General features: G+C 67.1%; 27 protein-coding genes. 9 read left to right on the top strand and 18 right to left on the bottom strand.

Annotation, left to right across the window (positions count from 1 at the left end):
* Positions 1-73: 73 nt before the first annotated feature.
* The 3 genes from ACZL02_RS13550 to ACZL02_RS13540 form a co-directional block, all read right to left on the bottom strand.
* Positions 74-1,969, bottom strand: a complete 1,896-nt coding sequence (locus ACZL02_RS13550) for a potassium transporter Kup (protein WP_472936961.1) — start codon at positions 1,967-1,969, stop codon at positions 74-76.
* A gap of 203 nt (positions 1,970-2,172) precedes the next feature.
* The gene (locus ACZL02_RS13545) at positions 2,173-5,322 is read right to left on the bottom strand and encodes an efflux RND transporter permease subunit (protein ID WP_472936962.1); all 3,150 of its coding nucleotides are present in this window, start codon (positions 5,320-5,322) and stop codon (positions 2,173-2,175) included.
* The gene (locus ACZL02_RS13540; RefSeq protein ID WP_472936963.1) at positions 5,319-6,554 is read right to left on the bottom strand and encodes an efflux RND transporter periplasmic adaptor subunit; all 1,236 of its coding nucleotides are present in this window, start codon (positions 6,552-6,554) and stop codon (positions 5,319-5,321) included. The genes ACZL02_RS13545 and ACZL02_RS13540 overlap by 4 nt, the downstream gene beginning before the upstream one ends.
* Positions 6,555-6,639: 85 nt before the next feature.
* Here ACZL02_RS13540 and ACZL02_RS13535 point away from each other — a divergent pair, with 85 nt between their 5' ends.
* Positions 6,640-7,251 (top strand): TetR family transcriptional regulator, encoded by a 612-nt coding sequence (locus ACZL02_RS13535; RefSeq protein ID WP_472936964.1) that lies wholly within the window; start codon positions 6,640-6,642, stop codon positions 7,249-7,251.
* A 147-nt stretch (positions 7,252-7,398) separates the two neighbouring features.
* Here ACZL02_RS13535 and phnN read toward each other — a convergent pair whose 3' ends face one another.
* From phnN to phnC, 6 genes are all read right to left on the bottom strand, one after another.
* Positions 7,399-7,968, bottom strand: coding sequence for a phosphonate metabolism protein/1,5-bisphosphokinase (PRPP-forming) PhnN (gene phnN, locus ACZL02_RS13530; protein WP_472936965.1), 570 nt, complete (start codon positions 7,966-7,968; stop codon positions 7,399-7,401).
* On the bottom strand, positions 7,961-9,100 hold the full coding sequence (locus ACZL02_RS13525; RefSeq protein WP_472936966.1) for an alpha-D-ribose 1-methylphosphonate 5-triphosphate diphosphatase: 1,140 nt from the start codon (positions 9,098-9,100) through the stop codon (positions 7,961-7,963). The genes phnN and ACZL02_RS13525 overlap by 8 nt, the downstream gene beginning before the upstream one ends.
* Positions 9,101-9,154: 54 nt before the next feature.
* Positions 9,155-9,826 carry a DUF1045 domain-containing protein gene (locus ACZL02_RS13520; RefSeq protein WP_472936967.1) on the bottom strand — a complete coding sequence of 224 codons (672 nt, stop codon included), beginning with the start codon at positions 9,824-9,826 and terminating at the stop codon, positions 9,155-9,157.
* 3 nt (positions 9,827-9,829) lie between these two features.
* Positions 9,830-10,639, bottom strand: coding sequence for a phosphonate ABC transporter, permease protein PhnE (phnE, locus tag ACZL02_RS13515; RefSeq protein WP_472936968.1), 810 nt, complete (start codon positions 10,637-10,639; stop codon positions 9,830-9,832).
* Between the two features lie 271 nt (positions 10,640-10,910).
* Positions 10,911-11,903 (bottom strand): phosphonate ABC transporter substrate-binding protein, encoded by a 993-nt coding sequence (gene phnD, locus ACZL02_RS13510; protein ID WP_472936969.1) that lies wholly within the window; start codon positions 11,901-11,903, stop codon positions 10,911-10,913.
* 46 nt (positions 11,904-11,949) lie between these two features.
* The gene (gene phnC, locus ACZL02_RS13505; RefSeq protein ID WP_472936970.1) at positions 11,950-12,798 is read right to left on the bottom strand and encodes a phosphonate ABC transporter ATP-binding protein; all 849 of its coding nucleotides are present in this window, start codon (positions 12,796-12,798) and stop codon (positions 11,950-11,952) included.
* Positions 12,799-13,056: 258 nt separating this feature from the next.
* On the opposite strand from phnC, the gene ACZL02_RS13500 reads away from it, so the two are divergent.
* Together ACZL02_RS13500 and ACZL02_RS13495 are read left to right on the top strand one after the other, a co-directional pair.
* Positions 13,057-13,302 (top strand): type II toxin-antitoxin system Phd/YefM family antitoxin, encoded by a 246-nt coding sequence (locus ACZL02_RS13500; protein WP_472936971.1) that lies wholly within the window; start codon positions 13,057-13,059, stop codon positions 13,300-13,302.
* Complete coding sequence (locus tag ACZL02_RS13495) at positions 13,299-13,745, top strand: PIN domain-containing protein (RefSeq protein WP_472936972.1); 447 nt, start codon at positions 13,299-13,301, stop codon at positions 13,743-13,745. Before ACZL02_RS13500 ends, ACZL02_RS13495 begins: the two co-directional genes overlap by 4 nt.
* Before the next feature lie 19 nt (positions 13,746-13,764).
* On the opposite strand, the gene ACZL02_RS13490 is transcribed toward ACZL02_RS13495, so the two are convergent.
* Genes ACZL02_RS13490 through phnK form a run of 3 tightly spaced genes read right to left on the bottom strand, consistent with a single transcriptional unit; the run spans position 13,765 to position 15,886 of the window.
* A complete protein-coding gene (locus tag ACZL02_RS13490; RefSeq protein WP_472936973.1) occupies positions 13,765-14,382 on the bottom strand; it encodes a DapH/DapD/GlmU-related protein in 618 nt (205 codons plus the stop codon).
* Complete coding sequence (gene phnL, locus ACZL02_RS13485; RefSeq protein WP_472936974.1) at positions 14,383-15,093, bottom strand: phosphonate C-P lyase system protein PhnL; 711 nt, start codon at positions 15,091-15,093, stop codon at positions 14,383-14,385.
* A gap of 1 nt (position 15,094) precedes the next feature.
* On the bottom strand, positions 15,095-15,886 hold the full coding sequence (gene phnK / locus ACZL02_RS13480; RefSeq protein WP_472936975.1) for a phosphonate C-P lyase system protein PhnK: 792 nt from the start codon (positions 15,884-15,886) through the stop codon (positions 15,095-15,097).
* A gap of 68 nt (positions 15,887-15,954) precedes the next feature.
* Here phnK and ACZL02_RS13475 point away from each other — a divergent pair, with 68 nt between their 5' ends.
* Together ACZL02_RS13475 and ACZL02_RS13470 are read left to right on the top strand one after the other, a co-directional pair.
* Complete coding sequence (locus ACZL02_RS13475) at positions 15,955-16,254, top strand: BrnT family toxin (protein WP_472936976.1); 300 nt, start codon at positions 15,955-15,957, stop codon at positions 16,252-16,254.
* On the top strand, positions 16,220-16,546 hold the full coding sequence (locus ACZL02_RS13470) for a hypothetical protein (RefSeq protein WP_472936977.1): 327 nt from the start codon (positions 16,220-16,222) through the stop codon (positions 16,544-16,546). Before ACZL02_RS13475 ends, ACZL02_RS13470 begins: the two co-directional genes overlap by 35 nt.
* A 1-nt stretch (position 16,547) precedes the next feature.
* On the opposite strand, the gene ACZL02_RS13465 is transcribed toward ACZL02_RS13470, so the two are convergent.
* From ACZL02_RS13465 to phnG, 4 genes are all read right to left on the bottom strand, one after another.
* A complete protein-coding gene (locus ACZL02_RS13465; protein ID WP_472936978.1) occupies positions 16,548-17,435 on the bottom strand; it encodes an alpha-D-ribose 1-methylphosphonate 5-phosphate C-P-lyase PhnJ in 888 nt (295 codons plus the stop codon).
* A 139-nt stretch (positions 17,436-17,574) separates the two neighbouring features.
* A complete protein-coding gene (locus ACZL02_RS13460) occupies positions 17,575-18,753 on the bottom strand; it encodes a carbon-phosphorus lyase complex subunit (RefSeq protein WP_472936979.1) in 1,179 nt (392 codons plus the stop codon).
* A gap of 1 nt (position 18,754) precedes the next feature.
* Positions 18,755-19,405, bottom strand: coding sequence for a phosphonate C-P lyase system protein PhnH (phnH, locus tag ACZL02_RS13455; protein WP_472936980.1), 651 nt, complete (start codon positions 19,403-19,405; stop codon positions 18,755-18,757).
* Positions 19,405-19,881, bottom strand: coding sequence for a phosphonate C-P lyase system protein PhnG (gene phnG / locus ACZL02_RS13450; RefSeq protein ID WP_472936981.1), 477 nt, complete (start codon positions 19,879-19,881; stop codon positions 19,405-19,407). The genes phnH and phnG overlap by 1 nt, the downstream gene beginning before the upstream one ends.
* A 157-nt stretch (positions 19,882-20,038) precedes the next feature.
* Between phnG and phnF the strand changes: the two genes are divergently transcribed.
* Positions 20,039-20,761 (top strand): phosphonate metabolism transcriptional regulator PhnF, encoded by a 723-nt coding sequence (gene phnF, locus ACZL02_RS13445; RefSeq protein WP_472936982.1) that lies wholly within the window; start codon positions 20,039-20,041, stop codon positions 20,759-20,761.
* Between the two features lie 169 nt (positions 20,762-20,930).
* Here the strand turns inward: phnF and ACZL02_RS13440 are convergent, their stop codons facing one another.
* The gene (locus tag ACZL02_RS13440) at positions 20,931-21,857 is read right to left on the bottom strand and encodes a hypothetical protein (protein WP_496258439.1); all 927 of its coding nucleotides are present in this window, start codon (positions 21,855-21,857) and stop codon (positions 20,931-20,933) included.
* A gap of 74 nt (positions 21,858-21,931) precedes the next feature.
* On the bottom strand, positions 21,932-22,828 hold the full coding sequence (locus ACZL02_RS13435; protein WP_472936983.1) for a PHP domain-containing protein: 897 nt from the start codon (positions 22,826-22,828) through the stop codon (positions 21,932-21,934).
* Between the two features lie 224 nt (positions 22,829-23,052).
* On the opposite strand from ACZL02_RS13435, the gene ACZL02_RS13430 reads away from it, so the two are divergent.
* The 3 genes from ACZL02_RS13430 (at position 23,053) to ACZL02_RS13420 (ending at position 24,893) form a co-directional block, all read left to right on the top strand.
* On the top strand, positions 23,053-23,358 hold the full coding sequence (locus tag ACZL02_RS13430; RefSeq protein ID WP_472936984.1) for a type II toxin-antitoxin system RelE/ParE family toxin: 306 nt from the start codon (positions 23,053-23,055) through the stop codon (positions 23,356-23,358).
* On the top strand, positions 23,358-23,660 hold the full coding sequence (locus tag ACZL02_RS13425; RefSeq protein WP_472936985.1) for a HigA family addiction module antitoxin: 303 nt from the start codon (positions 23,358-23,360) through the stop codon (positions 23,658-23,660). The genes ACZL02_RS13430 and ACZL02_RS13425 overlap by 1 nt, the downstream gene beginning before the upstream one ends.
* Before the next feature lie 234 nt (positions 23,661-23,894).
* On the top strand, positions 23,895-24,893 hold the full coding sequence (locus ACZL02_RS13420) for an AAA family ATPase (protein WP_472938100.1): 999 nt from the start codon (positions 23,895-23,897) through the stop codon (positions 24,891-24,893).
* The last annotated feature ends 7 nt before the right edge of the window (positions 24,894-24,900 follow it).

Raw genomic sequence — 24,900 nt, 5'->3', positions numbered from 1 at the left:
GCTTCCGTTCGTGATCTGTTGCATCCATCGTCTTCTCCCGGCCGCCCGCGCCGTCGACCGGGATATGCTCGCTCTAAATGGTGAATTGTTGTCCCATCTCAACCACCCGGTTTGTCGGCAGGCAGTAGAAACCGGACGTGTCGGCGGCCGAGAGCGCCATGGAGATGTAGAGCCGGTCCTGCCAGAGCGGCATGCCGTTGGCCGAGGTCGCGCGGAAGGCCCGGCGCGACAGGAAGAACGAGGTCGACATGATCTCGAACTTCAGCCCCTTCTTCTTGGCGAGCGTTAGCGCTTTCGGCACATTCGGCTCCTCCATGTAGCCGAAGGTCAGGAAGACGCGGGTGAAGAGCTCCGAGACCTCCTCGATCTGCACCCGGTCCTCCGGGGCCACCCGCGGCGTGTTCTCGACCTTGATGGTCATGATGATGTTGCGCTCGTGGATGACGCCATTGTGTTTGAGGTTGTGCATCAGCGCGCTCGGCGCGAGCGTCGTATCGGAGGTCAGGAACACCGCCGTGCCGCGCGCCCGCATCGGCTTCGATCGCTCCAGCATGCGCGTGAGGTCGGTGAGGGCGATGCTCTCGCGGTGCGCCTTGGAATAGGCGATGCGGGTGCCGCGGATCCAGGTCCACATGATCAGCGAGAGCACGGCCGCGAGGCCGAGCGGGGCATAGCCGCCGTCGAGCACCTTCAGCATGTTCGAGCCGAGGAAGATGAACTCGATGATGATGAACGGCAGGACGACGATGCCCGACAGCCAGGGCGACCATTTCCAGCACTTCCAGAAGACGATGAAGCCGAGGATCGAGGTGACCACCATGTTGCCGGTGACGGCGATGCCGTAGGCGCTGGCGAGGCGGCCGGAGGACTGGAAGGTCCAGACGAGGACCATCACGCCGACGAACAGGATGGCGTTGACCTTGGGGATGTAGATCTGGCCGAACTGCTCTGCCGAGGTGTGGCGGATTTCTAGGCGCGGGATGAAGCCGAGCTGGATCGCCTGCTGGGTCAGCGAGAAGGCGCCGGTGATCACCGCCTGGCTGGCGATGACGGTTGCCATGGTCGCGAGGATCACCAGCGGCAGCAGCGCCCAGTCGGGCGCCAAGAGATAGAACGGGTTCTCCAGCGTCTCCGGCCGCGCCATGATCAGCGCGCCCTGGCCGAGATAGTTCAGCGCCAATGCCGGGAAGACCAGCGAGAACCAGGCGAGCTGGATCGGCTTGCGGCCGAAATGGCCCATGTCGGCATAGAGCGCCTCGGCGCCGGTAATGGCGAGGAAGACCGAACCGATGATGATCAGCGCCATCCAGCCGTGGTCGATCACGAAGCTGATGGCATTCAAGGGATTGACCGCGGCGAGGATCGCCGGCTCGTCGCCGATGTTCATGATGCCGAGGACGCCCATCACCACGAACCAGACGAGGGTGATCGGGCCGAAATAGGCGGCGATCTTGCCGGTGCCGCGGCTCTGCACCATGAACAGCACCATCAGGATCACCGTGGTGATCGGCAGCACCCATTCGCTGAGGCTCGGCGCGACGAGTTTCAGGCCCTCGACGGCGGAGAGGACGGAGATCGCTGGGGTGATCACCGCGTCGCCGTAGAACAGCGAGGCGCCGAGAATGCCGACGATGATCAGGAAGTTGCGCCGCCCCATCACCTTCTGCGCCAGCGCCAGCAGCGACAGCGTGCCGCCTTCGCCGTTGTTGTCGGCGTTGAGGATCAAGAGCACGTATTTGATCGTGACGATCAGCGTCAGCGCCCAGAGCAGCATCGAGACGACGCCGACGACCTCCGAGTCGAGCAGGCCGTCGGAGGCCGAGTGAACCAGCGCCTCGCGCAGGGCGTAGAGCGGGCTGGTGCCGATGTCGCCATAGACGACGCCGATGCAGCCGAGAAGCAAGGTCCAGAACCCGCTGGTCTGGTGCTGCACCGCGGCCGGATGCATCGTCTCGTGTGTATCCGACAAGCGTTGTTCTCCGCCGCGCTCCGGAGGGAGCCGCCCGTGGTCCGGGCGGCATCATCGCATCGAACGATTGGCCGGGACACCACCTTGGGCGAGCTTGCTAGCCGCAGTCGCGCGGAATCGCAACCGTGATGCGAGCCGGCGGCATCGACGGGACGAACCCGCGATACCGCACTGCAACACAATTGGCCTCCGTTGAGTGCCTGTCAGGACGCGGCAGGCACCGTGGCCGGGCCCTTTTCGACCGCCGTATCGGTCGGTTTCGGCTTTTTGTCGCGGCCGGACAGCAGCATGTAGAACAGCGGGATGAAGAAGATCGCGATGAAGGTCGCGAACAGCATGCCACCGATCACGCCGGTGCCGATGGAGTGTCGGCTGGCCGAGCCGGCGCCGCTTGAGATCGCCAGCGGCACGACGCCGAGGATGAAGGCGAGCGAGGTCATCACGATCGGTCGGAAGCGGAGCTTTGCGCCTTCCAGCGCCGCGTCGAAGGCGCTGAGGCCTTCGCTGCGTTTCAGCACCGCGAACTCGACGATCAGGATGGCGTTCTTCGCCGCTAGGCCGACCAGCGTCACCAGACCGATCTGGAAGTAGACGTCGTTCTCGAGCCCGCGCAGCCAGATCGCGCCGAGTGCGCCCAGCATCGCGAAGGGCACCGCCAGGATGACGGCGATCGGCAGCGACCACTTCTCGTACTGCGCGGCGAGGATCAGGAACACCATGAAGATGCCGAAACCGATGGCGATGGCGCCGGTGCCGCTGGTCTCGATCTCCTGATAGGCCGATCCGGTCCAGGCGATCTCGTAGCCTTCCGGCATCGAGGCCGACAGTTCCTGCATCGCCTGCAGCGCCTGTCCGGACGAGAAGCCGGGGGCGGGGCCGCCGCTGACCTTGGCCGCGGTGAAGGCGTTGTAGCGCTCGATCAGGTCGGGACCGACGATGCGGGTGACCTTCAGGAGCGAATCCAGCGGGATCATCGACCCTGAGGTCGCCTGGACGAAGGTGTATTTCAGGTCCTCCGGCCGCTCGCGGAAGCGCGCTTCCGACTGCAGGCTGACCTGGTAGTTGCGGCCGAGAAGCGTGAAGTCGTTGACGTAGAGGCTGCCGAAGGTCGCCTGCATGGTCGTGAAGATCTGCTCGATCGGCACGCCCAGCGCCTTCGCCTTCTCGCGGTCGACGTCGATCTTGTACTGCGGGACTGCAGCGGTGAAGGTGGTGCGCACGCCGGCGAGCTCTGGCCGCTTGGCGGCTTCCGCAACGAGCGCATTGGTCGCCTCGATCAGCTTGTCGGCGCCGCCGCCGGTGCGGTCCTGGACGTAGAGGTCGAAGCCGCCGGTGGTCGAGAGACCCTGGATCGGCGGCGGGTTGAAGGCCAGCACCATGGCGTCCTGGATGCCGGCATTGGCACCGATGAAGGCGCCCGGCAGGTTGCGACCGTCCTGGGCGGGATCGGTGCGCTCGCTCCAGTCCTTCAGCGTCACGAAGGCGACGCCGGCCGAGGTCTTCTGCGTGCCGGCGAGGAGATCGAAGCCGGCGAAGGAGACGACGTCGGCGACGGCCGGGTTCTTCTGCAGGTTTTCACTGACGGTCGCCATCGCGGCCGTGGAGCGTGCGAGGGAAGCTGCCGGCGGCAGGATGGCGACGACGAAGTTCGAGCCTTGGTCCTCGTCCGGCACGAGCGAACTCGGCAAGGCGGTGAACAGGTAGTAGGTCCCGCCGCAGACGCCGGCGAAGAGGATCAGCGCGATGATCACGTGCCGCATCAGGAAGGCGACGCCGTGGCCGTAGCCGTTGGTGATCTTCTCGAAGAGGCTGTTGAACCAGCGGAACGGCGCCCACGGCTTGGAATGCGTCTCCCGCAGGATCAGCCCGCAGAGCGCCGGGGTCAGCGTCAGCGCGACGATGCCGGAGATCGTCACCGAGACCGCGATGGTGATCGCGAACTGGCGGTACATGGTGCCGGCGAGGCCGCCGAGGAAGGCGACCGGAATGAACACGGCGCAGAGCACCAGCACGATCGCGATGACCGGGCTCGTCACCTCGCCCATCGCCTTGGCGGTGGCTTCCTTCGGCGGCAGTTTCTCCGTCGTCATGATCCGCTCGACGTTTTCCAGCACCACGATGGCGTCGTCGACGACGATGCCGATCGCCAGCACCAGTGCGAAGAGGGTGAGGAGGTTGATCGAGAAGCCGAAGGCCAGCAGCAGCCCGAAAGTGCCGATGATCGAGACGGGCACCGCGATCATCGGAATCAGCGTCGCGCGGAAACTCTGCAGGAAGACGAAGACGACGATGAAGACCAGCACCATCGCTTCGATGAAGGTCTTGATGACCTCCTCGATCGACGCCGAGATGAACTTCGTGGTGTCGTAGGGGATGGCGTAGGTGATGCCGTCGGGGAACTGCTTGGTCAGCTCGTCCATGCGCGTGCGAACGCCGGCTAGCGTGTCCAGCGCATTGGCGCCGGGCTGCAGGTAGATGCCGATCGGAACGGTCGAGCGGCCGTTATAGGTCGCGTTGAAGCCGTAATCCTGGGCGCCGAGCTCGACGCGCGCGACGTCCTTCAAGAGCAGCGACGCGGCGTTCTTGTCTGACTTCAGGATGATGTTCTCGAAGGCCGCGGCGTCCGGCAGGCGGCCGCCGGTGGTCACCGAATAGGTGAAGGCAAGCGGGTTCGGGTTCGGTTCGGCGCCGAACTGGCCGGCGGCGAACTGCGCGTTCTGCTCGCGGATGGCGGTGGCGACGTCGGTTGGCGTCAGATTGTACTGCGCCAGCTGGTCCGGCCGCAGCCAGATGCGCATCGAATAGTCGCGCTGGCCGAACAGCTGCGCCTCGCCGATGCCCGGCAGGCGCTTCAGCTCGTCGAGCACGTAGAGGAGGGCGTAGTTCGACACGTAGGTCGCGTCGTAGCGCTCGTCCGACGAGGTCATCGTCAGCACCGCGAGGATCGACGACGAGCGCTTGACGACGGTCACGCCGAGGCGCTGCACTTCCGAGGGCAGCGAGGACACCGCCTGCTGCACGCGGTTGTTGACGTTGATCGTCGCCTGGTCCGGATCGGTGCCGCTCTGGAACGTCACGGTCACCGAGGCCGAACCCGACGAGGAATTCGTCGACTTCATGTAGATCATGTCCTCAACGCCGTTGATCTGTTCTTCGAGCGGCGCGGACACGGTCTGGGCAAGGGTTTCGGCGCTGGCGCCGGGATAGGTCGCGGTCACCACGACTTCCGGCGGCACCAGCTGCGGGTACTGCTCGATCGGCAGCGCGCGCAGGCCCATGACGCCGGCCAGCACGATGACGATCGAGATGACGGCGGCAAAGACCGGCCGGTCGACGAAGAAGCGCGAATTCATTGGGCCGAGCCCTCGGTCTTGGCCGGCGCGACGCTCGCCGTCGGCTTCTGCGCGTCGCCGGTCGGCGCGTCGGCGGCCGGTGCAGACTCTGCGGCGGCGGGGACGGGGGCCGGCGTGGTGTCGACTTTGACGGGGGCGTTCGGCCGCGCCTTGATGACGCCGACGGTGATCACCTTGTCGCCGGTCTTCAGGCCCTTGGAGACGACGATGCGGTCGCCCAGCTGGCGCCCGATCTCGACCGGGCGGACCTGTGCGACGCTCTTGTCGTCGACGGTGTAGACGAAGGTGCCTTGGGCGCCCTGCATCAGTGCGGCGTCGGGAATGGTGATGGCATCCGGCAGGACGAGGCCGTCGACCTTGACGCGCACGAACTGTCCCGGCAGCAGCTGGCTCTCGGGATTGGCGAGCACGGCACGCGACAGGATGGTGCCGGTCTCGGCGTCGATCGAGGCGGAGGTGAAGTCGATCGAGCCCTTCTTGTCGTAGACGCTGCCGTCGCCGAACAGCACCTCGACCGAGAGGTTGGCGGCAGCGCCGCCGGCCGCACCGCTCTCGATCAGCCGGCGGATGGCGATCGCCTCCGTGTCGGCGGCCGAGAAGTTGACGTAGATCGGGTCGAGCTGGCTGATCCGGGTCAGCAGCGTGTTGACGCTGAGCAGGCTGCCCTCGGGTACCTGCTCGAGGCTGGTGATGCCGCCGGCGGGGGCGTTGACGGTGGCATAGGTCAGCGACAGGCGGGCGGTGTCGAGCGTCGCCCGGGCGGCGGCGACTTGGGCTTCCGCCAGCTCGCGGCTGGAGGTCGCATCGTCGAGCTGGGCGGTCGAGACCGCGCCGCTGCGGGTCAGGGCGCGCTGGCGGTCCTCGGTGCGCTGGGCCTGGCCAAGAGTCGCCTGGCTCTGGCGCAACTGCGCCTCGGCCAGCGCCACCTGCGCCTCGAACTCGCGCGCGTCGATCTTGAAGAGGGTTTGCCCCGGCGCGACCACCGCGCCTTCCTCGAAGGTCCGGTCGAGCAGGATGCCGGCGACGCGCGCCCGCACCTCGACCTCGCGCGAGGCGGCGACCCGGCCGGCATATTCATAGGAGATCGGCAGCGTCTTCGCCTCGACCGTCTCGGTGCTCACCACGGGCGGCGGCGGCGCGGCGCCACCGGGTGCCTGGGCCACTGCGATGCCGGCGGTTGCGAGAAGGGTAGCCAGGACGGTGCCAAGGGCCGGAAGACGGAACGAACTCATGGAAGGGTCCAGACGATACGGCACGCGGCCTATTGCAATGCAACATCCATACATTCATAGATGCATGTAAGCAAGGAGCCTTCGGTTGCGCAGAACCAAGCAGGAAGCGATGGAAACGCGGGCAGCGATCCTGGACGCGGCGGAGGCCGTGTTCCACGAGCGCGGCGTCGGCCAGACCAGCCTCGCCCAGATCGCCGCGGCCGCCGATGTCACCCGCGGCGCGATCTACTGGCACTTCGCCAACAAGGTCGAACTGTTCAAGGCTATGCAGGACAGGGTCCGCATGCCGCAGGAAGAGTTCTTCCAGAGCCGGGAAATGACGCGCTCCGACCGGTGTCTAGACCTGCTGCAGGAAACAACGCTCGAAGCGCTGCGCAGCTTCGCGGCCGATACGCGCGCCCAGCGGGTCTACACGATCATTTTATTCCGCTGTGAATATGTCGGCGAGATGGGCGATGCCCTGCTGAAGCGGCGCGAAGCCGACCATCAGATGAAGCACACGATCCTTGCCGTCTTCGACCGTGCCAGCACGTTGCAGCAGCTGTCGCGTCCCTGGCAGCCCTCGACCGCGGCCAGTGCCTATCTCTGCGCCGTGGTCGGCCTGTTTTCGGAATGGCTGCGGCTCGAAGGCGAGTTCGACCTGTTGGAGACCGCGACACCGCTGATCGACAGCCTGTTCGCCAGCTATCGCGGCTGATCGAAGTCGTCGCGGCGGCAGGGGCAGGTTCGTCATTACAGTTCGGAGCGCCGAAAACTACGCAGGACGCAATCGCCTGGCTCGTTCGAGCGCCGGCGCAAAACCGTTGCGCTACAAGATACGCGATAGGCGCGGGATGATCCGCGATCAGCCGGCCATCACGCGGCGTACCAGCGCCACGAACGTCTCTGCGGCATCCTCGGCTGCCCCGGAATTGTCGATGCGGTGGGGGCCGTGCGCGGATGCTGGCACCGTCAACTGGACGCTCCGCGCCAGCCGCGCCTCGATCTCTTCGGCGCTCTCGCGCCCGCGTCCGGCGATGCGTTTCACCAGGAGCTGGCGCGGCGCGGTGATCTCGACGACATGGACGGCGTCGAAACGCTGCGTTGCCGGCGCCAGGGCGCGGCGCGAGACATTGGCGATCACCGTCGTGCCGCGGCTGCAATCGTCGGCAAGGGCGGCGGGCAGGCCATAGCGCAGGCCGTGCGCCCCCCAGGTGAGACAGAACGCGCCGGCCGCTTCCGCCGCCGCGAACTCGGTCTCGCTGAGGCAGTCGTGGTCCTCCGCCTCGACCTGCGACACCCGGGTGATCACCCGCCGGGCGAAGCGCAGCCGGGTCTCCCCTGCGAGAGCCTGCTGCGCCAGCCCGAGGATCGTGTCCTTGCCGGCGCCGCTCGGCCCGACGACGGCGATGAACGCGCCGGGCTGATCAGGCAACGCGCCGGCCTTCGCGGTAGACCGCGCCGATCACCGGCGGTGCGCCCGCGACCGCCCGCACCCGCACGAGATCGGCCCGCTTGCCGGTGGTGATCTCGCCGCGGTCGGCAAGGCCGACGGCATCGGCCGGGTTGCGCGTCACCAGCCGGATCGCGTCGACCAGCGCGGCGTCGCTCTCCTCGCCGAGCTGGAACACCGCCTGCATCAGGCTGAACGGCACGTAGTCGGAGGAGAGGATGTCGAGCACCCCGGCCGCCTTCAGCTCGGCCGCCGAGATGTTGCCGGAATGCGAGCCGCCGCGCACGACGTTCGGCGCGCCCATCAGCACCTTCAGCCCGGCGGCGTGCGAGGCGCGCGCGGCCTCCAGCGTCGTCGGGAACTCGGCGAGCGCGATGCCGTAGTTCACGGCCTCCTCGACATGGGCGAGCGTCGCGTCGTCGTGCGAGGCGAGGGCGATGCCGACTTCATGTGCCCGGGCGGCGATGTGGTCGCGGCTTCTCGCCGCATTGGCCTCCGACTCCTCGGTCCGCCGCCGGCAGAAGCGGTCGAACTCGGCGTCGGTGAGCTTCATCTTGCCCTGGTAGTACATGCGGTAGGTGTCGATGTTGACGAACTGGCGCTGCCCCGGCGCGTGGTCCATCAGCGACGCCAGCCGGATCAGCGGGTTGCCCAGCATCGCCTCGAACCCCTCGATCACGTCGGCGGCCGAAACCTCGCAGCGCAAATGGATGAAGTGGTCGGCCCGCAGCCGGCCCTCGTCGACGGAGCGGGCGATGCTGTCGGCCATGTCGCGCATGTCGGCGGCGCCGATGTCGGCGTTCTCGTCCATGCCGACGCGCAGCGCGTCGAACACGGTGGTGATGCCGGAGGAGGCGATCTGCGCGTCGTGCGCCTGGATCGCGGCGAGCTTGTTCCAGCGCACCTTCGGCCGTGGCAGGTAATGCCCCTCGATGTGGTCGGTGTGCAGCTCGACGAAGCCCGGCACCAGCGTCTCGCCGCTGAGATCCTCGCCGACGGCGCTGTTGCCCTCGGCGACCTCGGCGATCAGCCCGTCGCGCAGCACGACATGGCCGTGGATGATCTGGTCGGCAAGGACGATGCGGGCGTTGGACAGGACGGTTTCATGGGGCATGGGAGGGGTCTGCCATAAGAGGGGCGCTCGGCTGAGAGCCCGGGCGCGGCGCGGTCAGGCGCCGCCGAAGGTGTGAAGCGAATGCACCCGGAAGGCGTCGCCGGGGGAGGGCTCGATGAAGACTGCGAGGCCGTCGATGGCCAGCGGTGCGCCGTCGAAGCCGGCGAAGCGCTCGCGCAACAAGGCGTCGACCGCGTCGATTCTCGCCGCCATGACCGGGCCGGTCAAGGTCATGTGGAAGCGGAAATCCTCCAGCACATGCGGATAGCCCCAGCGGTCCAGCTGCGCGCGCTGGCGTTCGCTTAGCCTGTCCGGCCTGCGGCGGGCGATCTCGGCCTCGGTCAGCGGCGCCCGCAGACCGTCGAAGGCCTCCAGGAGGTCCGCCTCGAGCGTCGCCAGCGGCTCGCTCGGCGTGGCCGGCACCAGCGCGAAGAACGGCCCGAGCCGGCGCAGCGCCATCTCCGGCAGCGTCACCACCGGGCGCGATGCGGCAAAGCGGGCCAGCCGCTCGTCGATATCGGCGAGATCGAAACCCTCGGCGATGCGGAACGGCGCGCGCATCGTCGCATGGAAGCCGTAGCGCGCCGGCTCGGCGACGACCGGGTCGATCTCTGCGTCGGGCTCGCGCGTTGCCTCGCCGACGAAGGCGTCGCGCCCGAGCCAGAGGGCGGCGGCGCGCGTCAGCGGTGCACCCGCCGGCGGGGTGAAATAGATCGCGGTGCGCAAGGGTTACATCACCCGCTTGCGCAGCTGCTGGGAGAGAAGGTCGGTCAAGGTCACGCTGATCACCACGAGCAGGAGGATGGCGGCTGCCTGCGCGTAATAGAACCCGCGGATCGATTCGAACATCACCTGGCCGATGCCGCCGGCGCCGATCAGGCCGAGGATCGTCGCGGAGCGGACGTTCGATTCGAAGCGGTAGAGCGTGTAGGACATCCACAGCGGCAGGACCTGCGGGATGACGCCATAGACGATCTCCTGCAGCTTCGAGGCGCCGGTCGCGCGGATCGCCTCGACCGGGCGCGGATCGATCGCCTCGACGGCCTCGGAGAACAGCTTGGCGAGGATGCCGGTGGTGTGGATGAACAGCGCCATCACGCCGGCGAACGGACCGAGGCCGACGGCGACGACGAACAGCACCGCGAACACCACCTCGTGGATCGCACGGAAGGCGTCCATTAGCCGGCGGGTCGGCTGCAGGATGTACCAGGGCACCATGTTGTGGGCGCAAAGAATGCCGAACGGGATGGAGAGAAGCGTCGCGAGCACCGTGCCCCAGAGGGCGATCTGGATGGTGACGATCATCTCCGAGACGTAATAGTTCCAGTCCTTGAAGTCCGGCGACAGGAAGCCGGAGGCGTATTGCGCCATGTTGTCAGCATCGGTGAACAGATAGGTCCAGCGCCCCATCTCGGCCGGTCCCCAGCTCCAGACCAGCAAGGCGGCGAGCGCGATCCAGATCACGTAGCCCCACGCGGCCTCGGACCAGTTCCGCTCGATCATCGGCTTGGCAGGGGCGGTATGGAGGGCGTCGGACATCGGTGTGGTTTCCTGGCGGTGGATCTGGTTTAGCGGCAGGCGTCAAAGCTGCCTTCTTCGCCCCTCCGGGGAGAAGTAGCCGGCAGGCCGATGAGGGGGGACATGCCGCCGATGGACGGTGGTCACCGTCGCGGCGCGCGCCCCTCATCCCGCTGCCGCGACCTTCTCCCCGGAGGGGAGAAGAAGCAGCGTGGCAGTTGCGCTTGACGGGACGAGGTGCGCATCCGAGCACGCGGCCGTCGCAGGCCGCGTGCCTTTCAAAAAACCAGCCTCAGCTCTGCGGGTTCTTGGCGATCTCGGCCTCGACCTTGGCCTTCTCGGCGGTCAGTTTCTCGATCTGCGCCTTCTTGGCGTCGGCGGCGAGCGTCGTGTCGGCGTTGATGCCGGCGATCTTCTTGGTGAACTCCATCACCCGGATCGGCAGCAGCTGGGCATCGGTCGAGGCGCGGAACGGCGCCCACTGCAGGCCCTCGAGGGTCTTGCGCTCGGCCGCGGCATCGCCCTTCGAGCGCTCGGTGCCGTAGTCGAGGAAGAAGGTCTTCAGCTTCTCCTTGGTCTCGGCCGAAAGGTCCTTGCGCCAGACGATCGGATCGGAGGCGATCAGCGGCGACTTCCAGATCACCTTGATCTTCTTGAAGTCGTCGGGACGGTTCATCTCGATCTTGGCGAGGTTCTCGGTGTTGTTGGCGGCGGCGTCGACCTGATGGTTGGCGACCGCCATCGCATTGGTCTCGTGGTTGGCATTGGTGACGTTCTTGAAGCAGTTCTTCGGGTCGATGCCCTTGGCGGCGAAGATGAAGGTCATCGGCACCAGGTAGCCCGAGGTCGAGTTCGGGTCGCCGATGCCGAAGTTCATCGACTTGTCGCAGGTCAGGAGGTCGTCGACCGAATTCAGCTTGCTGTCGGCGGGGGCGAGGATCAGGCCGTAATAGCCGGCTTCGCCGTTCGCGGCGACGGTCTGGACGAAGACCTCGCCATCGGCGCGGTCGACGGCTTCCATCGCCGACTTGTTTCCGTACCAGGCGACCTGCACCTTGTTGAAGCGCATGCCCTCGATGACGCCGGCATAGTCCGAGGCGAAGAAGGGCTTGATCTCCAGGCCGGTCTCCTTGGCCATGTCGGCGAGGAAGGGCTCCCAGAGCGGGCGGAGGTTCGACTGCGATTCGGTCGAGATGATGCCGAAGTTGATGGGTTCGGCGAGCACCGGCGTCGTGAAGGCGGCGGCGAGCGAGAGGGCGGCGAGGCCCTTGGCGAAGAGGTTCATTGAAAACTCCTGGGGTTGGGTGGGCGTCGGCTCGGGGTGAAGGTTGTCAGGCGGAGACCAGCGCGCGCATTGCCGCGGAAAGATCCTGGGTCGGGTTCAATTCGCGCGCCGGCGCCTGCGGCTCGGGCAGGATCAGCTCTTCCGACGAGGTGCCGTAGAGCTCGCGCAGGAAGGTGTTGGTCAGCGCCAGCGACGGCCCGTCGAACACCACCACGCCGTCTCTCAGGGCAATCGTGCGCGGGCAGTAGCGGCGAGCGTATTCGACCTGGTGCAGCGAGACGACGGCGGTGATCTTGTCGGTGCGGTTGATGTCGGCGATCACGTCCATGACGCGCCGGGCCGAGGATGGGTCGAGCGAGGCGATCGGCTCGTCGGCGAGCAGAATCTTCGACTTCTGCACCAGCGTCCGGGCGATCGCTGCGCGCTGCTGTTGGCCACCGGAAAGGGTGGAGGCGCGCTGCCAGGCGACTTCCGGAATGCCGACGCGCCCGAGCGCCTCGCGGGCGAGAAGCTTTTCCGTTTTGCTGAACAGGCCGAGCGTGCCGCGCCAGCGCGGAATGCGGCCGAGCAGGCCGGTGAGGACGTTGGTCAGCACCGGCAGGCGGCCGACGAGGTTGAACTGCTGGAAGATCACGCCGATTTCTCGTCGCATCTCCCGTGCTTTGGGGTCGAGCTTGCCGCCCTGCTGCAGCGTCCTGCCGAGGATCTCGATCTTGCCGCCGTCGCTATCGCAGAATTCCAGTCCGGCGATGATCCGCATCAGGGTCGACTTGCCGGAGCCGGAGGCGCCGATCAGCGCCACCATCTCGCCGGCGCCGATCTCGATATCGATGCTCTTCAGCGCCTGCTTCTTGCCGAAGCGCTTTGACAGTTTGCTGACGCGGATCGCGTTCATGCGGTACCCTTCGTGCGGAAAGCGGGTGGTCCGTCGGCGCTGCCCCGCAGCCTCCTGGACGATGACGGCATGGCGGTTGCGATGCGGTGGGATCGCATGGTTGCCCCTGCAGACTTGGCGCTATGGGTAGTCCGCTTGCGTGTAGGCGGGATGACGCCGGGATGACGCTTCGATGACGGAAAACTCGGGCTCAAAACCATTGCCGAAACAGGCGGTCCGCCATAGTGTGACCTCCTGTGGTCACGGAAGGCTGTTTCGATGCGGACGATTCAGGTTCGGGATGCCAAGGCGGGCTTTTCCGCGTTGGTCGAGGCGGCTGAGCGCGGCGAGCCGACGACGATCACCCGGCATGGGAGGCCGGCGGCGGTCCTCGTGTCCGTCGCAGATGCGCGCCGGCTTTATCCAGACGAAAAGCCGTCTTTTGCAGACTTTCTGCTGTCGTTTCCGGGCGACGAAACGCTCTTCGAGCGTGACCCGACGCGGACCCGGTCGATCGACCTGTGAGCGGCGGCTTCCTGCTCGACACCTCGGTGCTGTCACTGCTGGCACCCGGCAGGCCGGCGCTGCCGGATGATGTTGCCGCGGCCTTGCGCCGGCACTCCGACCGACTGTTCCTGCCCACCATCGCGCTCGCGGAGATCCGTGAAGGCATTTGTAAGTTGCGCCGGAAGGGCTCGGCGTCGCGGGCAGGCCTGCTGGATGCCTGGATCGGCGCGTTGCGGCGCGACTACGGACAGCGCGTGCTGGCTTTCGACGCCGATGCAGCCGAGGCTGCCGGCGAGATCGCCGACCATGCCGTCGGCATCGGTCGGCACCCTGGCTTTGCCGATGTCGCCATTGCGGGTATCGCCAAAGCCAGGGGCCTCTCGGTGCTTACCGAAAACCAGCGGCATTTCGAGCCGCTCGGCATACCGGCCTTCGATCTGGCTGGCCTCGCAAGGCAATAGCCGCCGGGTCTGCCGGAGGCTATCCGCCGTGCCGCGTCAGGAAATCGGCGGCATCCAGGGTGCGAAAATCGTCGAGGGTCGCGCGCAGCCGGTCGTGCGGCCAGTCCCACCATGCGAGGTTGTCCATGCGCTCGCCGACGCCGGGGGCGAAGCGATCGCGGATCTTTCTGGCGGGAACGCCGCCGACGATGGTGTAGGGCGCGACGTCCTTGGAGACGACGGCACCGGCGCCCACCACCGCGCCATTGCCGATGGTGACGCCCGGCAGAACCGTGACGCCGTGGCCGATCCAGACGTCGTGGCCGATGGTCACGCGGCGGGCCCGGCGCGCGGCGAAGAACGGCGCTTCCTCCTCGGCATCGTCGAAATAGTCGTTCGCGCGGTAGGTGAAGTGGTGCAAGGTCGCGCGCTCGACCGGATGGTTGGTGGCGTTCAGCCGCGCGCTCGCGGCGATGTTGACGAACTTGCCGATCGTGGTGCCCCAGACGCCGCAGTCGCGCATCATGTAGGAATAGTCGCCGATCTCGGACTCGGCGACGCGGCAGCGTTCGTCGACCTCGACATAGCGGCCAAGACGTGTGGTCTCGACGATTGCGGTCTCGTGGATCAGCGGCGTCTGTTCGGAAAGGCGGGGCATTCAGGCGGCCTTTCGGGCGGAGAAACCGGTGACGTCGATGACCCGCGTCGCGACCCGGGCGCGGACCACCTCGTCGTGGAAGATGCCGAGGATGGCGACGCCGAGGCCGAGTTTCTCCTCGATCATCGCCGCCACCGTGTCGCGGTTGACGCCGTCGAGCGAGGCGGTGGGCTCGTCGAGCAGCAGGATCGGATGGTCGGTGATGAAGCCGCGGGCGATGTTCACCCGCTGCTTTTCACCGCCCGAGAACGTCGCGGGCGGCAGGTCGAACAGCGCCGCCGGCAGGTTCAACCGGGCGAGGAGGGCGCTCGCGCGGGCACGGGCCTCGCCGGCTTCGACACCGCGGGCGAACAATGGCTCGGCGACGACGTCGACGGCCGGCACCCGCGGCACGGCGCGCAGGAACTGGCTGACATAGCCGATGCGCTCGCGCCGCAGCCGCATCACGAGGCGCGGATCGCCGGAGGCAAGGTCTTCACCGGCCTCGCCGACGAGAATGCGGCCGGCGTCGACGGCATAATTGCCGTAGACCATGCGCAGGATCGACGACTTGCCGACCCCGGACGGCCCGCCGAGCACGGCGCATTCGCCGGGGGCGAGCTGGAAGGAGACGTTCTCCACCACCGGCAGGCGGATGCCGCCGCGCAGGTGCACGGTGAAGGATTTTGCGACGTTCTCGACGACGAGGATGGGCTTGGTTGTGGCGGACATTCTAGCTCTCCGGAATCGAGGCGACGAGCAGCTGGGTATAGGGATGCTGCGGGTCGTCGAGGACGCGGTCGGTGAGGCCGGTCTCGATGACGCGGCCGTCCTTCATGACAATCATCCGCTGCGACAGGAGGCGGGCCACTGCGAGGTCGTGCGTGACGATCACCACCGACAGGCCGAGATCGGCGACGAGCTGGCGCAGGAGATCGAGAAGTCGCGCCTGGACGGAGACGTCGAGGCCGCCGGTCGGCTCGTCCATGAAGACCAGGCGCGGCGCTGTGACGAGGTTGCGGGCGATCTGCAGCCGCTGGCGCATGCCGCCCGAAAAGGCGACCGGCTGGTCGTCGATCCGGTCGCCCGAAATTTCGACGCGGCCGAGCCAGTCGGTCGCGGTCGCGCGGATCTGGCCGTAGTGCCGCTCGCCGACCGCCATCAGCCGCTCGCCGACATTGGCCCCGGCCGAGACGCGCATGCGGAGGCCATCCGCCGGGTTCTGATGCACGAAGCCCCAGTCGGTGCGGGCAAGGAAGCGCCGCTCGGCCTCGCTGAGGTCTTCGAGATCGCGCGCCTCGCCGTCGCGCATGCGGTAGAGCACTGCGCCCGAGGTGCGGGGCAGGCGAGCGGAGATGCAGTTCAGCAGCGTGGTCTTGCCTGACCCGCTCTCGCCGACGATCGCCAACACCTCGCCGGGATAGACCTTGAACGTGACGCCCTCGCAGCCGATCCGGCTGCCGTAGCGCTTGGTGACGCCGCGGACGTCGAGGATGGGGGTGTCGTCGGTGGATGCGTGGCTCATGAAATAAGCTCCATCAGGAGAGGGCGTTCAGTCTCGTCGGCGGCGGCAACCGCGGCTAATCTGCCTTTATGAAGCGCCCTGTTGCTCTCGAATGGGACGAGCAGAAGTCCGCACGGAACGTCGTGCAGAAGCGCCCGCCGTTCGACGATGTCGTGCGGTTCGATTTCGATGCAGCGATGATTTTCGAGGACGGGCGAAAGGACTATGGTGAGCGGCGAATGGTGGCGATCAGCTATGTCGATCGCCGCCTGCATGTTCTTGTTTTCACCGAGCGCGGTGGCGGAATTCGTGTGATTTCTTTCCGCCATGCCAATGACAGGGAGACCGCACGTTATGCTCGTGAGACGCTGGATCGAACTCCGGACTGAGGTTTCACCGGAGCGCTGGGCCGAAATTCGTGCCCTCAACGCACAGGCTCTATCCGAGATGACGCCTGAAGAAGATGCCGCCATCACCGCAGATGCAATGTCGGACCCAGACAGCATTCCAATGACGGACGAGGAGTTCGCCAATGCCCGCCGTCTGACACCGGATGAAGCTTTGCCATTGCGGGCCATGCTGCCGCTTGCTGCCGATGTCGCCGATCTCTTGGAGAAACAAGGCGATGACTGGGAAGAGCGGGCCAACGCCATCCTGCGGGAGGCGCTGGTAGCGGCGTAGCTCACTCCGCCGCCTCCTCGTAGCCCTTCGGCCCACCATCCCCGACATGCCCTTCGGCGCGCCGCGTCTCGCAGTGGTCGGTGTCGGAGCAGACGAACATCCGTCCGCCGCGGTCGTCGGTGATGACCTCGTCGAGATAGGCGCCGGTGCCGCCGCAGAGCGCGCAGGGTTTTTCGAAATGCTGGATCTCGAACGGGTGATCCTCGAAGTCGAGGCTGACGACGTCGGTGAAGGGCGGCAGGGCGTAGATCCGCTTCTCGCGGCCGGCGCCGAACAGCTGCAGCGCTGGCGAGCGGTTCAGCTTCGGATTGTCGAATTTCGGGATCGGCGAGGGATCCATGACGTAGCGCCCCTCGACCTTGACGGGATAGGCGTAGGTGGTCGCGATGTGGCCGTGCCGGGCGATGTCCTCGTAGAGCTTCACGTGCATCAGCCCGTATTCCTCCAGCGCGTGCATGACCCGCGTCTCGGTCTCGCGCGGCTCAAGGAAGCGCAGCGGCTCGGGGATCGGCACCTGGTAGACCAGCGTCTGGTTCTCCGTCAGCGCGGTCTCGGGGACACGGTGCCGGGTCTGGATGATGGTCGCGTCCGCGGTCTTCGTCGTGGTGGCGACGCCGGCGGTCTTCTGGAAGAAGGCGCGGATCGAGACAGCATTGGTGGTGTCGTCGGCGCCCTGGTCGATGACCTTCAGCACGTCGTCTGGCCCGATGATCGCCGCCGTCACCTGCACGCCGCCGGTGCCCCAGCCGTAGGGCATCGGCATTTCCCGGCTGGCGAACGGCACCTGGTAGCCGGGAATGGCGATCGCCTTCAGGATCGCCCGGCGGATCATCCGCTTCGTCTGCTCGTCGAGATAGGCGAAGTTGTAGACGGGAAGGGCTGCGGTCATGATGCCGGACCTTGCTGGGAAGCGTCGGGGAGGAGGCGGAGATGAGCGGCTGGATCGTGCTCGGCGAACTGGTGGTGATCCTCGGCGGCCTCGTCGCCGCCTGGTATTTTCTCGGCCCAGGCGCGCGCTAGGACCGGGCTCATTCCGCCGCGTCCTTCATCTCGCTCGCGGATGCCGCATGCTCGGCGCGCATCCGGCGGACGAGGTCGAGCTCGGCCTGGAAGTCGACGTAGTGCGGCAGTTTCAGGTGCTCGACGAAGCCGGTGGCGGCGACATTATCGGAATGGGCGATGACGAATTCCTCGTCCTGCGCCACCGCAACGCGCTCCTCGCCGAACTCGTCGGCCCTCAGCGCACGGTCGACGAGGCTCATCGCCATCGCCTTGCGCTCGGACTGGCCGAACACCAAACCGTAGCCGCGTGTGAACTGTGGCGGTTCCTTCGCCGAGCCCGAGAACTGGTTAACCATCTGGCATTCGGTCAGGCGGACGCGGCCGATGGTGACGGGGAAACCGAGCTCGGGCATCTCGACCTCGACATCGACGAGACCGATGCGGATCTCGCCGACGAAAGGATGCGTGCGGGCAAAGCCGCGCTGCGTGGAATAGGCGAGCGAGAGCAGGAAACCCTCATCGCCCCGGGCCAGCGCCTGCAGGCGGAGGTCCCGGCTGGCGGGAAAGGAGAGCGGTTCGCGGGTGAGATCGCCGGGTTCGGCATCGCCAGCCGTTCCATGTCCGACGGCGCCGTCTTCGCGCTCGCCGGCGTCAGCGTCGGGTCTTGCACCGGTGGCGGGCGTGACGGCGCGTTGGTCCGGCTCGATCAGCCCTTCGTCGCCCAGAAGGTCGGTAACGCGCGGACAAAGCCCCCCGTCGCCGGACAGTGCGCGGCGCAGCCCGGCTTCGACTGGCTCGTCGCTGGCCATGGCCGGGTCGATCAGGCGGTGGGTGTAGTCGAAGGTCGGCCCCAGCAGCTGCCCGCCCGGCAGGTCCTTGTAGGTCGCCGAGACCCGGCGCTCGATCGCCATCCTGCCGGTGTCGACCGGCACGGAGTTGCCGAAGCGCGGCAGCGTCGTGCGGTAGGCGCGGAGCAGGAAGATCGCCTCAATCAGGTCGCCGCGCGACTGGCGCACGGCCATGGCGGCGAGCTCGACGTCGTAGAGCGAGCCCTCCGCCATCACACGGTCGAGGCCGAGCGCGAGCTGGCCGGCGATCTGCTCGAGCGTCAGGGCCGGAACGTCGCGGGCGCCGCGGCGGCGGTCGGCGAGAAGTCGGTGGGCATTCTGGATGGCGGCTTCGCCACCCTTGACGGCGACATACATGTCAGGCGCTCCGGATGCGGGTGGTGCGCGGCAGGCCGAGTGCCTGGTTTCCGGCGACGAGCAGCACGTCGATGCCGCGCGGGAACAGCGCCTGGTTGATCGCCCAGTCGGCGAAGAAGGCCGGCGTCAGCCCGCGCGGGCGGATCGACACTGAGGCTTCGATGCCGGGGCCGGTCAGCGTCAGCGGGGCGCCGGTCGCAAGATCGTCCAGCACCAGGATCAGCGTGGTCGAGCGGTCGGGATAGTCGGCGGTGCCGAGCGCGAAGTCGGAGAGGTTGGGAAGGTCGGCGCCGGCGCTCGCGACGGCGAAGCGGGCCTGGCCCGGTGCCTTCACCTGGATCGCGCCGGTCTGGAAGCCGATCCACTGGACGACGTCCGGCGCCTGGCGCAGCGAGGCGTCGAGCCAGACCGGCGTGTCGTAGTCGGCAAGCGCTGCGAGGATGCTGGCCGCTGCCGGGGCGAGGGCGCCGGGCGCCTTGACCCGCGCGCCGAGCTCGACCGCCGTGCCCGGCCGCGACAAGGCCTGCATCACACCGGCGAAGATCGCCTGGCTGTCGAAGACCGGGTCGGTGAAGCCGCCGTCGATGCCGGAGGCGGGTAGGCCGGAGCCGGCGCGTCCGGAAGCGGGAATGCTGTTCGTGGGCTTGTCCATCAATCGTCTCCGCGTACGACGGTGAAGAAATCGACCCGCGTCGCCTGGGTCTCCTCGGCGGCCTTGCGATCGTCCTCGGCCTGAGCGGCAAGGACCGGACCGACGATCCGAGCCTCGATCGCCGCGCGCCAGTCCGGCCGCTGCCAGGCGGCATCGAGCGTGGCGGCAAGCCGCGCCTTGTCGGCGTCGCGCCCGAGCACCATCGCGTGGCCGACCTCGCCCGAGGCAAGGCGCACCGTCGCGCGGGTGACGCTCGCCTCGCCGAGGTTGAACGGCGCACCGCCACCGCCGATGCGGCCGCGCAGCATCACCAGCCCGGCATCCGGGCCGCGCACCGGCAGCGCCGCCATGCCGCCGCTGATGGAACGCCAGCCTTCTGCCAGCACCGGCGTTGCGGCGGCGGCAAAGGCGCCGATGGCCCGCTGGCGGGCCGCCGTTGCGTCGGTGTCGGGGATGGCGTTGCTCTCTTCGATCATCTCGCCCTCGGTTGTCTCTTTGTTTTCTGCGCCGTCATCTGCGAGAAGTTGTCTATTTGTATAGACATCTATATCTCTTTCCTGATATCTACACCCCGAGACGTGACAGGACAATGACGCGTGAAGGTTTCTCGGCGGGCGCAGGAAAGGATCAGGCATGATCGGGGGCGAAGAAGGGATCGCGCGTTGGCGCAGCGTTGCCGACGGCATCCGCACGCTGATCGCCGATGCGGCGGGCGCGATGGAGAAGTTGCCGGTGGAAGCCGAACTCGCCGAGCGTTTCCAGGTCAACCGCCACACCGTGCGACGGGCCATCGCGGCGCTTTCGGCCGAGGGCCTGGTGCGCGCCGAACGGGGGCGCGGCACCTTTGTCGACCGGCTGCCGGAGCGCCTCGCCTATCCCGTCGGCGCCCGCACGCGGTTCTCCGAGAACATCACCAGCCAGTCGCGCCAGCCGGCCGGGCGGCTGATCGCCTCCAAACGCGAGGCTGCAAACGCCCGGATCGCCGCGGCGCTGAAAATCCGCACCGGTGCGCCGCTGCACCGGCTGGAGACGCTGAGCGTCGCCGACGGCGTGCCAATGTCGCTTGCCACCTCCTGGTTTCCGGCCGAGCGCTTTCCCGGCATCGTCGCCGCCTATGCCGAGAGCGGCTCGATCACCCGGGCGCTCGCCGCCGAGGGCGTCGCCGACTACCGCCGCCAGGAAACCCGCGTCACCGCATCACGGGTCACCCCCACCGACGCCGAGCATCTCGGCTGCCCGCGCGACGCGGTGGTGCTGGTGACCGATTCGGTGAACTGCGATCCCGACGACGCGCCGATCCAGCTGTCGCTGGCGCGGTTTCTGGCGGAGCGGATCGAGCTGGTGTTCCGGACGTGAGAACCATCGACGGCCAGGCGATGGCGATCGGCCACCCCTGCGATCCCGCCGGGGCATCGGTCGAGGCGCGACGCCGGGGGACGGATGCTCTCGGTTGCCGCGCGATCAGGGCTCCCGTTGCGGCTGCCGAAAAGCCGGGCCCAGCGTTACGTCGGCCTGTCCCGAAGGATCAGCCGGGGGCGTAGCCGAACTGCCGCTCGACGTCGGGATCGAGTTGCGACCACACGAAGGCTTCATCCGCCGGCGACAGGGGCTCGTAATGCCGCTCGACGAAGCGGTTGAACCCGTTGCCCTTGTAGGATTGGAGGACTTCGAGGTCTCCCGACGGGGCGCGCTGAAGAAGATTGCCGACCGCCGAAAGGACGGTGTCGGGGGCGGAGGTCAGGAGCGCCTGGTCGAGCAGGCACAGACTGGCGCTGCGCGTTCCCAGTCCGCTCCATGCGTGTAGCTTGGCAGTCCGCTTGCGCAGCGGATTGGCAAACCGCCGGCCGGTCGCGGGATCGCGCTCGTGCAACATTTCCCGGTTGTACATCGGATGGCGCTCATCGATGCCACCGACCTCGTGATCCCAGTAGCTGTGCCATTCCGCGCGGATGAAGTCGGAGAAGGGCATGGCCTTGAGATCGGCATGCGCGTGCCAGGGCTGCCGGTAAAGGCTGCGGATCCAGTCGACCGGATGACGCGCGACGACGCAGACTAGGACGTCGCTCGGAAACAGGATCTGATCCGGTACGAACCAATGCTTGAAGCCGTAGCGATCGGTGATGGTCTCCCAGCCGAAGTTGGCGGCGAGCAGTTTGGTGAGGACATTCGTTCCGCTGCAGCGCTGCCCGAAGATCTGGATCTGTCGCACCGGCCGGGGCGAGGCCTGATGGATACGCAGCCCCTTTGCCGGCGTCTGCCAGCCCTTGCCAGCCTCTTCCATTTCGTTCGTTGGCAGGCTTATCGACAGCATCGGGTCCACTCGTCTGATCGCTGCTCTGTCGAAGGACAATTCGCGATTGCATAGGTCCTCCCCATCAAGGAAAGACGCTTTGAAATCAAGGTAGCAGGAGACCCTTTGTGCCTTTCTCCAGACGCATGGCACGCCAGCCAAAGCTCTCGGAAAGCCCTTCGGAAGGGCTGCATCAGGCAGGCATCGGCCGACGCGTTCGCGGCAGCCGCGCGTTCCTACAGCCAGATCGGGTTCGACCAGGCCTGCTTTCCCGCCGCGTCCATCACCACCACGCGGCACCAGTCGCCGGCGAAGCGTTCGACGGGGAGGTCGGCATGGGTGATGCCGGGGCCGCCACGGTATTCGGCGCGGGAGCCGCGGCCGACGAGGGCGATGCCGGCGGCAGGGTCGCAGTCGACCGAGAGCATCTTGCCGGCGACCGCGATGTCGGTGATCACCGGGCCACGCGAGGAGTAGAAGGCGCCGGCCTTGATCGCGGCGAGGAGCACTTCCGGCTCGTTCGCCTCGGCCTTCACCATCATCCAGCCGCCGAGCGCGTCGTCGATCCTGAAATGCGCGTCGTCCGCGGCATAGCCTGTGAGGCGGAACCCTTCCGAGAGAAGCGCGTCGAGCAGCGCGGTGCCGTCCGGCCGGTCGCATTCGATGTGGCAGCCGGTATTGTAGACCTCCACGGCATGGGCGATGCCGGCCATCTGCCGACCGTCCTCGATGGTCAGCTGTGACCATTGCGGATGCGCGATCCCGAGAAACGCCCCGGCCGCCACCGCACGCTTCGCCAGCGCCACGGCATCCTCACCGTCGCCGAGCGGCGCGAAATTCGCCGGCAGGCCGCAGGCGAGGAGATGCCAGATCTCGCCATGGCTGTTCTCAGGCGCATGGATCTCGGCGCCGAGGATGGTGGTGAAGCTCTCCGTTCGGAACGGCGTGGTGTCGACCACGGGGAAGCCGAAACGCTTGAGGAAATGGTCGGAGAGGCAGAGGAAGTCGTAGCCCGCCTCGGCATAGGTCCGACAGACCGCCTCGGGAGAGAGCACGCCGTCCGATGCGGTGGAATGGGTGTGGATGTTGCCGCGCCAGAAGCTGCCGGCAGCGGTGAAGGCGGTCTGGCCCATGGCGGTGTCCTTAATTGCAGCGATGCCGGGGGATAGCGCCGTGGCTTGTCGCGGTCATGACGGTCGATGCAAAATTTGGCGTCACGGATGGCCGAATTGCCCTGCAAGCTTCGGGCTCGAAGCAATGGAAAATCCAGTGCCGTCCGGTCAAACCGTCTCAGCACCATAACCGATCCCACGTCTTCCGGTTGTCATCCGTCAAGTGACGCTTGACGGATGACGCAATGATGCTATTTGGCGGTATGGAGATCGAGAGTATCCGCCACAAAGCGCTCCAAACATTCGCCGAAACGGGAAAAGCCAAAGGGCTGCCAGGGGATCTCGTCGCCCGGCTCCGAAACATGCTGGCTTTTCTGGTTGCGGTCGAGGCGGTAGACCAGCTGTCGATCCCGCCCAATTTCGGGGCGCACCAAATGGTGGGTAACCGAGAAGGAACATGGTCGCTGACCGTAAGCCGAAACTGGCGTCTGACGTTTCGTCTCAACGCGGCGGGCGCGATCGAGGACCTGGACCTGGAGGATTATCACTGATGGCCGTCAAGTTGCATGCGAGTTTTGCCGTGCACGCCGGCGAATGGCTGCGGACCGAGATCGTCGAGCCTTACGGGCTTTCCGTGACGGAGGCTGCCGGCAAGCTTGGCGTCACGCGGCAGGCGATGAGCAATCTTCTGAACGGCAAGGCCAGCCTTTCCGCGGAGATGGCGATCCGCTTCGAAAAAGCCTTCGGGGTCAGCGCCGACGCTCTGATGCGCATGCAGACCGCCTGTGATTTGGCAAAGGCACGCGCCGTTGCAAACGGGATCAAGGTCGAGAAAGTGGTCGCGGTCGCCTAAAAGGTCGTCGACACGATGCCGGTGCGCGGTGCCGAGTACGGTGCGGAGTGTATCCCTCCCGTCCGACAGGCCGTCGGAGCCAGCCCCGCCCCCTCAACTCGCCGCGATCCCCATTCCCGCCTGTTGACCTCCGGCTGATCCCTTCGTAAGCCAGAGGTCCGGATTGGGCACCCGGATGGAGGCGATGTGGTGGATTCACCCTCGGTGCGTGCCCCTTTGACGGATCCCGGCCAGATGGCGGGCGGCGCGGCGACGGCCGGCAGGCCTGACGCGGACGCGGCGATCCGGGGGCGGATTTTTCAGCTGAAAGAGGGCCTGCAGGACGGGCTGATCGGCTGCGAGGCGCTGGTCGAGCGGCTGCTGATCGGGCTGCTCTCGGGTGGGCATCTGCTGGTCGAGGGCATGCCGGGCCTTGCCAAGACGCGCGCCGTCAAGCGGCTCGCCGAGGGGCTCGAGAGCACCTTTCACCGCATCCAGTGCACGCCCGACCTGATGCCCGCCGACATTACGGGAACCCCGATCTGGCAGCCCGATAAGGGTGGCTTCGAGTTCGCGCCGGGCCCGGTCTTCGCCTCGCTGGTGTTGGTCGACGAGATCAACCGTGCGCCGCCGAAGGTGCAGTCGGCGCTGCTAGAGGCGATGGCCGAGCGGCAGGTGACGGCGGGCGGCGAGACGCACGCGCTGCCGGACCCGTTCATGGTGGTGGCGACGCAGAACCCGATCGACCAGGAGGGCACGTTCCCGCTGCCCGAGGCGCAGCTCGACCGGTTCCTGATGCACGTCGTCGTCGGCCTCCCGAATGCCGCCTCGGAGCGCAAAATCCTCGATCTGGTCGAGGCCGAGACGGTGACGCATTCCGGCGCGATGGCGACGAAGCTGAGCCTTGCCGAGGTGCGGGCGGCGCGCGATGCGGCGATGCGCGTGCATCTGTCGCCGGCGCTGAAGGATTTCATCGTGCGGCTGGTGACGGCGCCGCGGGAGGCAGCCAAGGACTCCGAAATCGGAGGGATCATCGAGCACCCGGCCTCGCCGCGCGGCACGCTGGCGCTGGCGGCGGCCGCCAAGGCCCGGGCCTATCTCTATGGCCGCGACTTCGTGGTGCCGGAAGACGTGGCGGACCTCGCGCCCGACATCCTCGCGCACCGCACGCTGCTGACCTGGCGCGCCACCGCCGACGGGGCGACGCCGCGCGGGGTGATCGAGATGCTGCTCGACCGCGTCCGGCCGCTCTGAGGCAAGA

The sequence above is a fragment of the Mesocryomonas fontinalis genome, assembly GCF_055730125.2.
This window is presented reverse-complemented; position numbering and strand designations above follow the sequence as displayed.

Coding starts and splice junctions, on each gene's coding strand:
- phnF (WP_472936982.1), top strand. CDS start 20,039: ATGATCGGGGGCGAAGAAGGGATCGCGCGTTGGCGCAGCGTTGCCGAC.
- ACZL02_RS13540 (WP_472936963.1), bottom strand. CDS start 6,554: ATGAGTTCGTTCCGTCTTCCGGCCCTTGGCACCGTCCTGGCTACCCTT.
- ACZL02_RS13420 (WP_472938100.1), top strand. CDS start 23,895: ATGGCGGGCGGCGCGGCGACGGCCGGCAGGCCTGACGCGGACGCGGCG.
- ACZL02_RS13460 (WP_472936979.1), bottom strand. CDS start 18,753: ATGTATGTCGCCGTCAAGGGTGGCGAAGCCGCCATCCAGAATGCCCAC.
- ACZL02_RS13435 (WP_472936983.1), bottom strand. CDS start 22,828: ATGGGCCAGACCGCCTTCACCGCTGCCGGCAGCTTCTGGCGCGGCAAC.
- ACZL02_RS13470 (WP_472936977.1), top strand. CDS start 16,220: ATGCTCGTGAGACGCTGGATCGAACTCCGGACTGAGGTTTCACCGGAG.
- phnK (WP_472936975.1), bottom strand. CDS start 15,886: ATGAGCCACGCATCCACCGACGACACCCCCATCCTCGACGTCCGCGGC.
- ACZL02_RS13425 (WP_472936985.1), top strand. CDS start 23,358: ATGGCCGTCAAGTTGCATGCGAGTTTTGCCGTGCACGCCGGCGAATGG.
- phnL (WP_472936974.1), bottom strand. CDS start 15,093: ATGTCCGCCACAACCAAGCCCATCCTCGTCGTCGAGAACGTCGCAAAA.
- phnG (WP_472936981.1), bottom strand. CDS start 19,881: ATGATCGAAGAGAGCAACGCCATCCCCGACACCGACGCAACGGCGGCC.
- phnD (WP_472936969.1), bottom strand. CDS start 11,903: ATGAACCTCTTCGCCAAGGGCCTCGCCGCCCTCTCGCTCGCCGCCGCC.
- ACZL02_RS13475 (WP_472936976.1), top strand. CDS start 15,955: ATGAAGCGCCCTGTTGCTCTCGAATGGGACGAGCAGAAGTCCGCACGG.
- ACZL02_RS13525 (WP_472936966.1), bottom strand. CDS start 9,100: ATGCCCCATGAAACCGTCCTGTCCAACGCCCGCATCGTCCTTGCCGAC.
- phnE (WP_472936968.1), bottom strand. CDS start 10,639: ATGTCCGACGCCCTCCATACCGCCCCTGCCAAGCCGATGATCGAGCGG.
- ACZL02_RS13545 (WP_472936962.1), bottom strand. CDS start 5,322: ATGAATTCGCGCTTCTTCGTCGACCGGCCGGTCTTTGCCGCCGTCATC.
- ACZL02_RS13430 (WP_472936984.1), top strand. CDS start 23,053: ATGATGCTATTTGGCGGTATGGAGATCGAGAGTATCCGCCACAAAGCG.
- ACZL02_RS13465 (WP_472936978.1), bottom strand. CDS start 17,435: ATGACCGCAGCCCTTCCCGTCTACAACTTCGCCTATCTCGACGAGCAG.
- phnC (WP_472936970.1), bottom strand. CDS start 12,798: ATGAACGCGATCCGCGTCAGCAAACTGTCAAAGCGCTTCGGCAAGAAG.
- ACZL02_RS13490 (WP_472936973.1), bottom strand. CDS start 14,382: ATGCCCCGCCTTTCCGAACAGACGCCGCTGATCCACGAGACCGCAATC.
- phnH (WP_472936980.1), bottom strand. CDS start 19,405: ATGGACAAGCCCACGAACAGCATTCCCGCTTCCGGACGCGCCGGCTCC.
- ACZL02_RS13500 (WP_472936971.1), top strand. CDS start 13,057: ATGCGGACGATTCAGGTTCGGGATGCCAAGGCGGGCTTTTCCGCGTTG.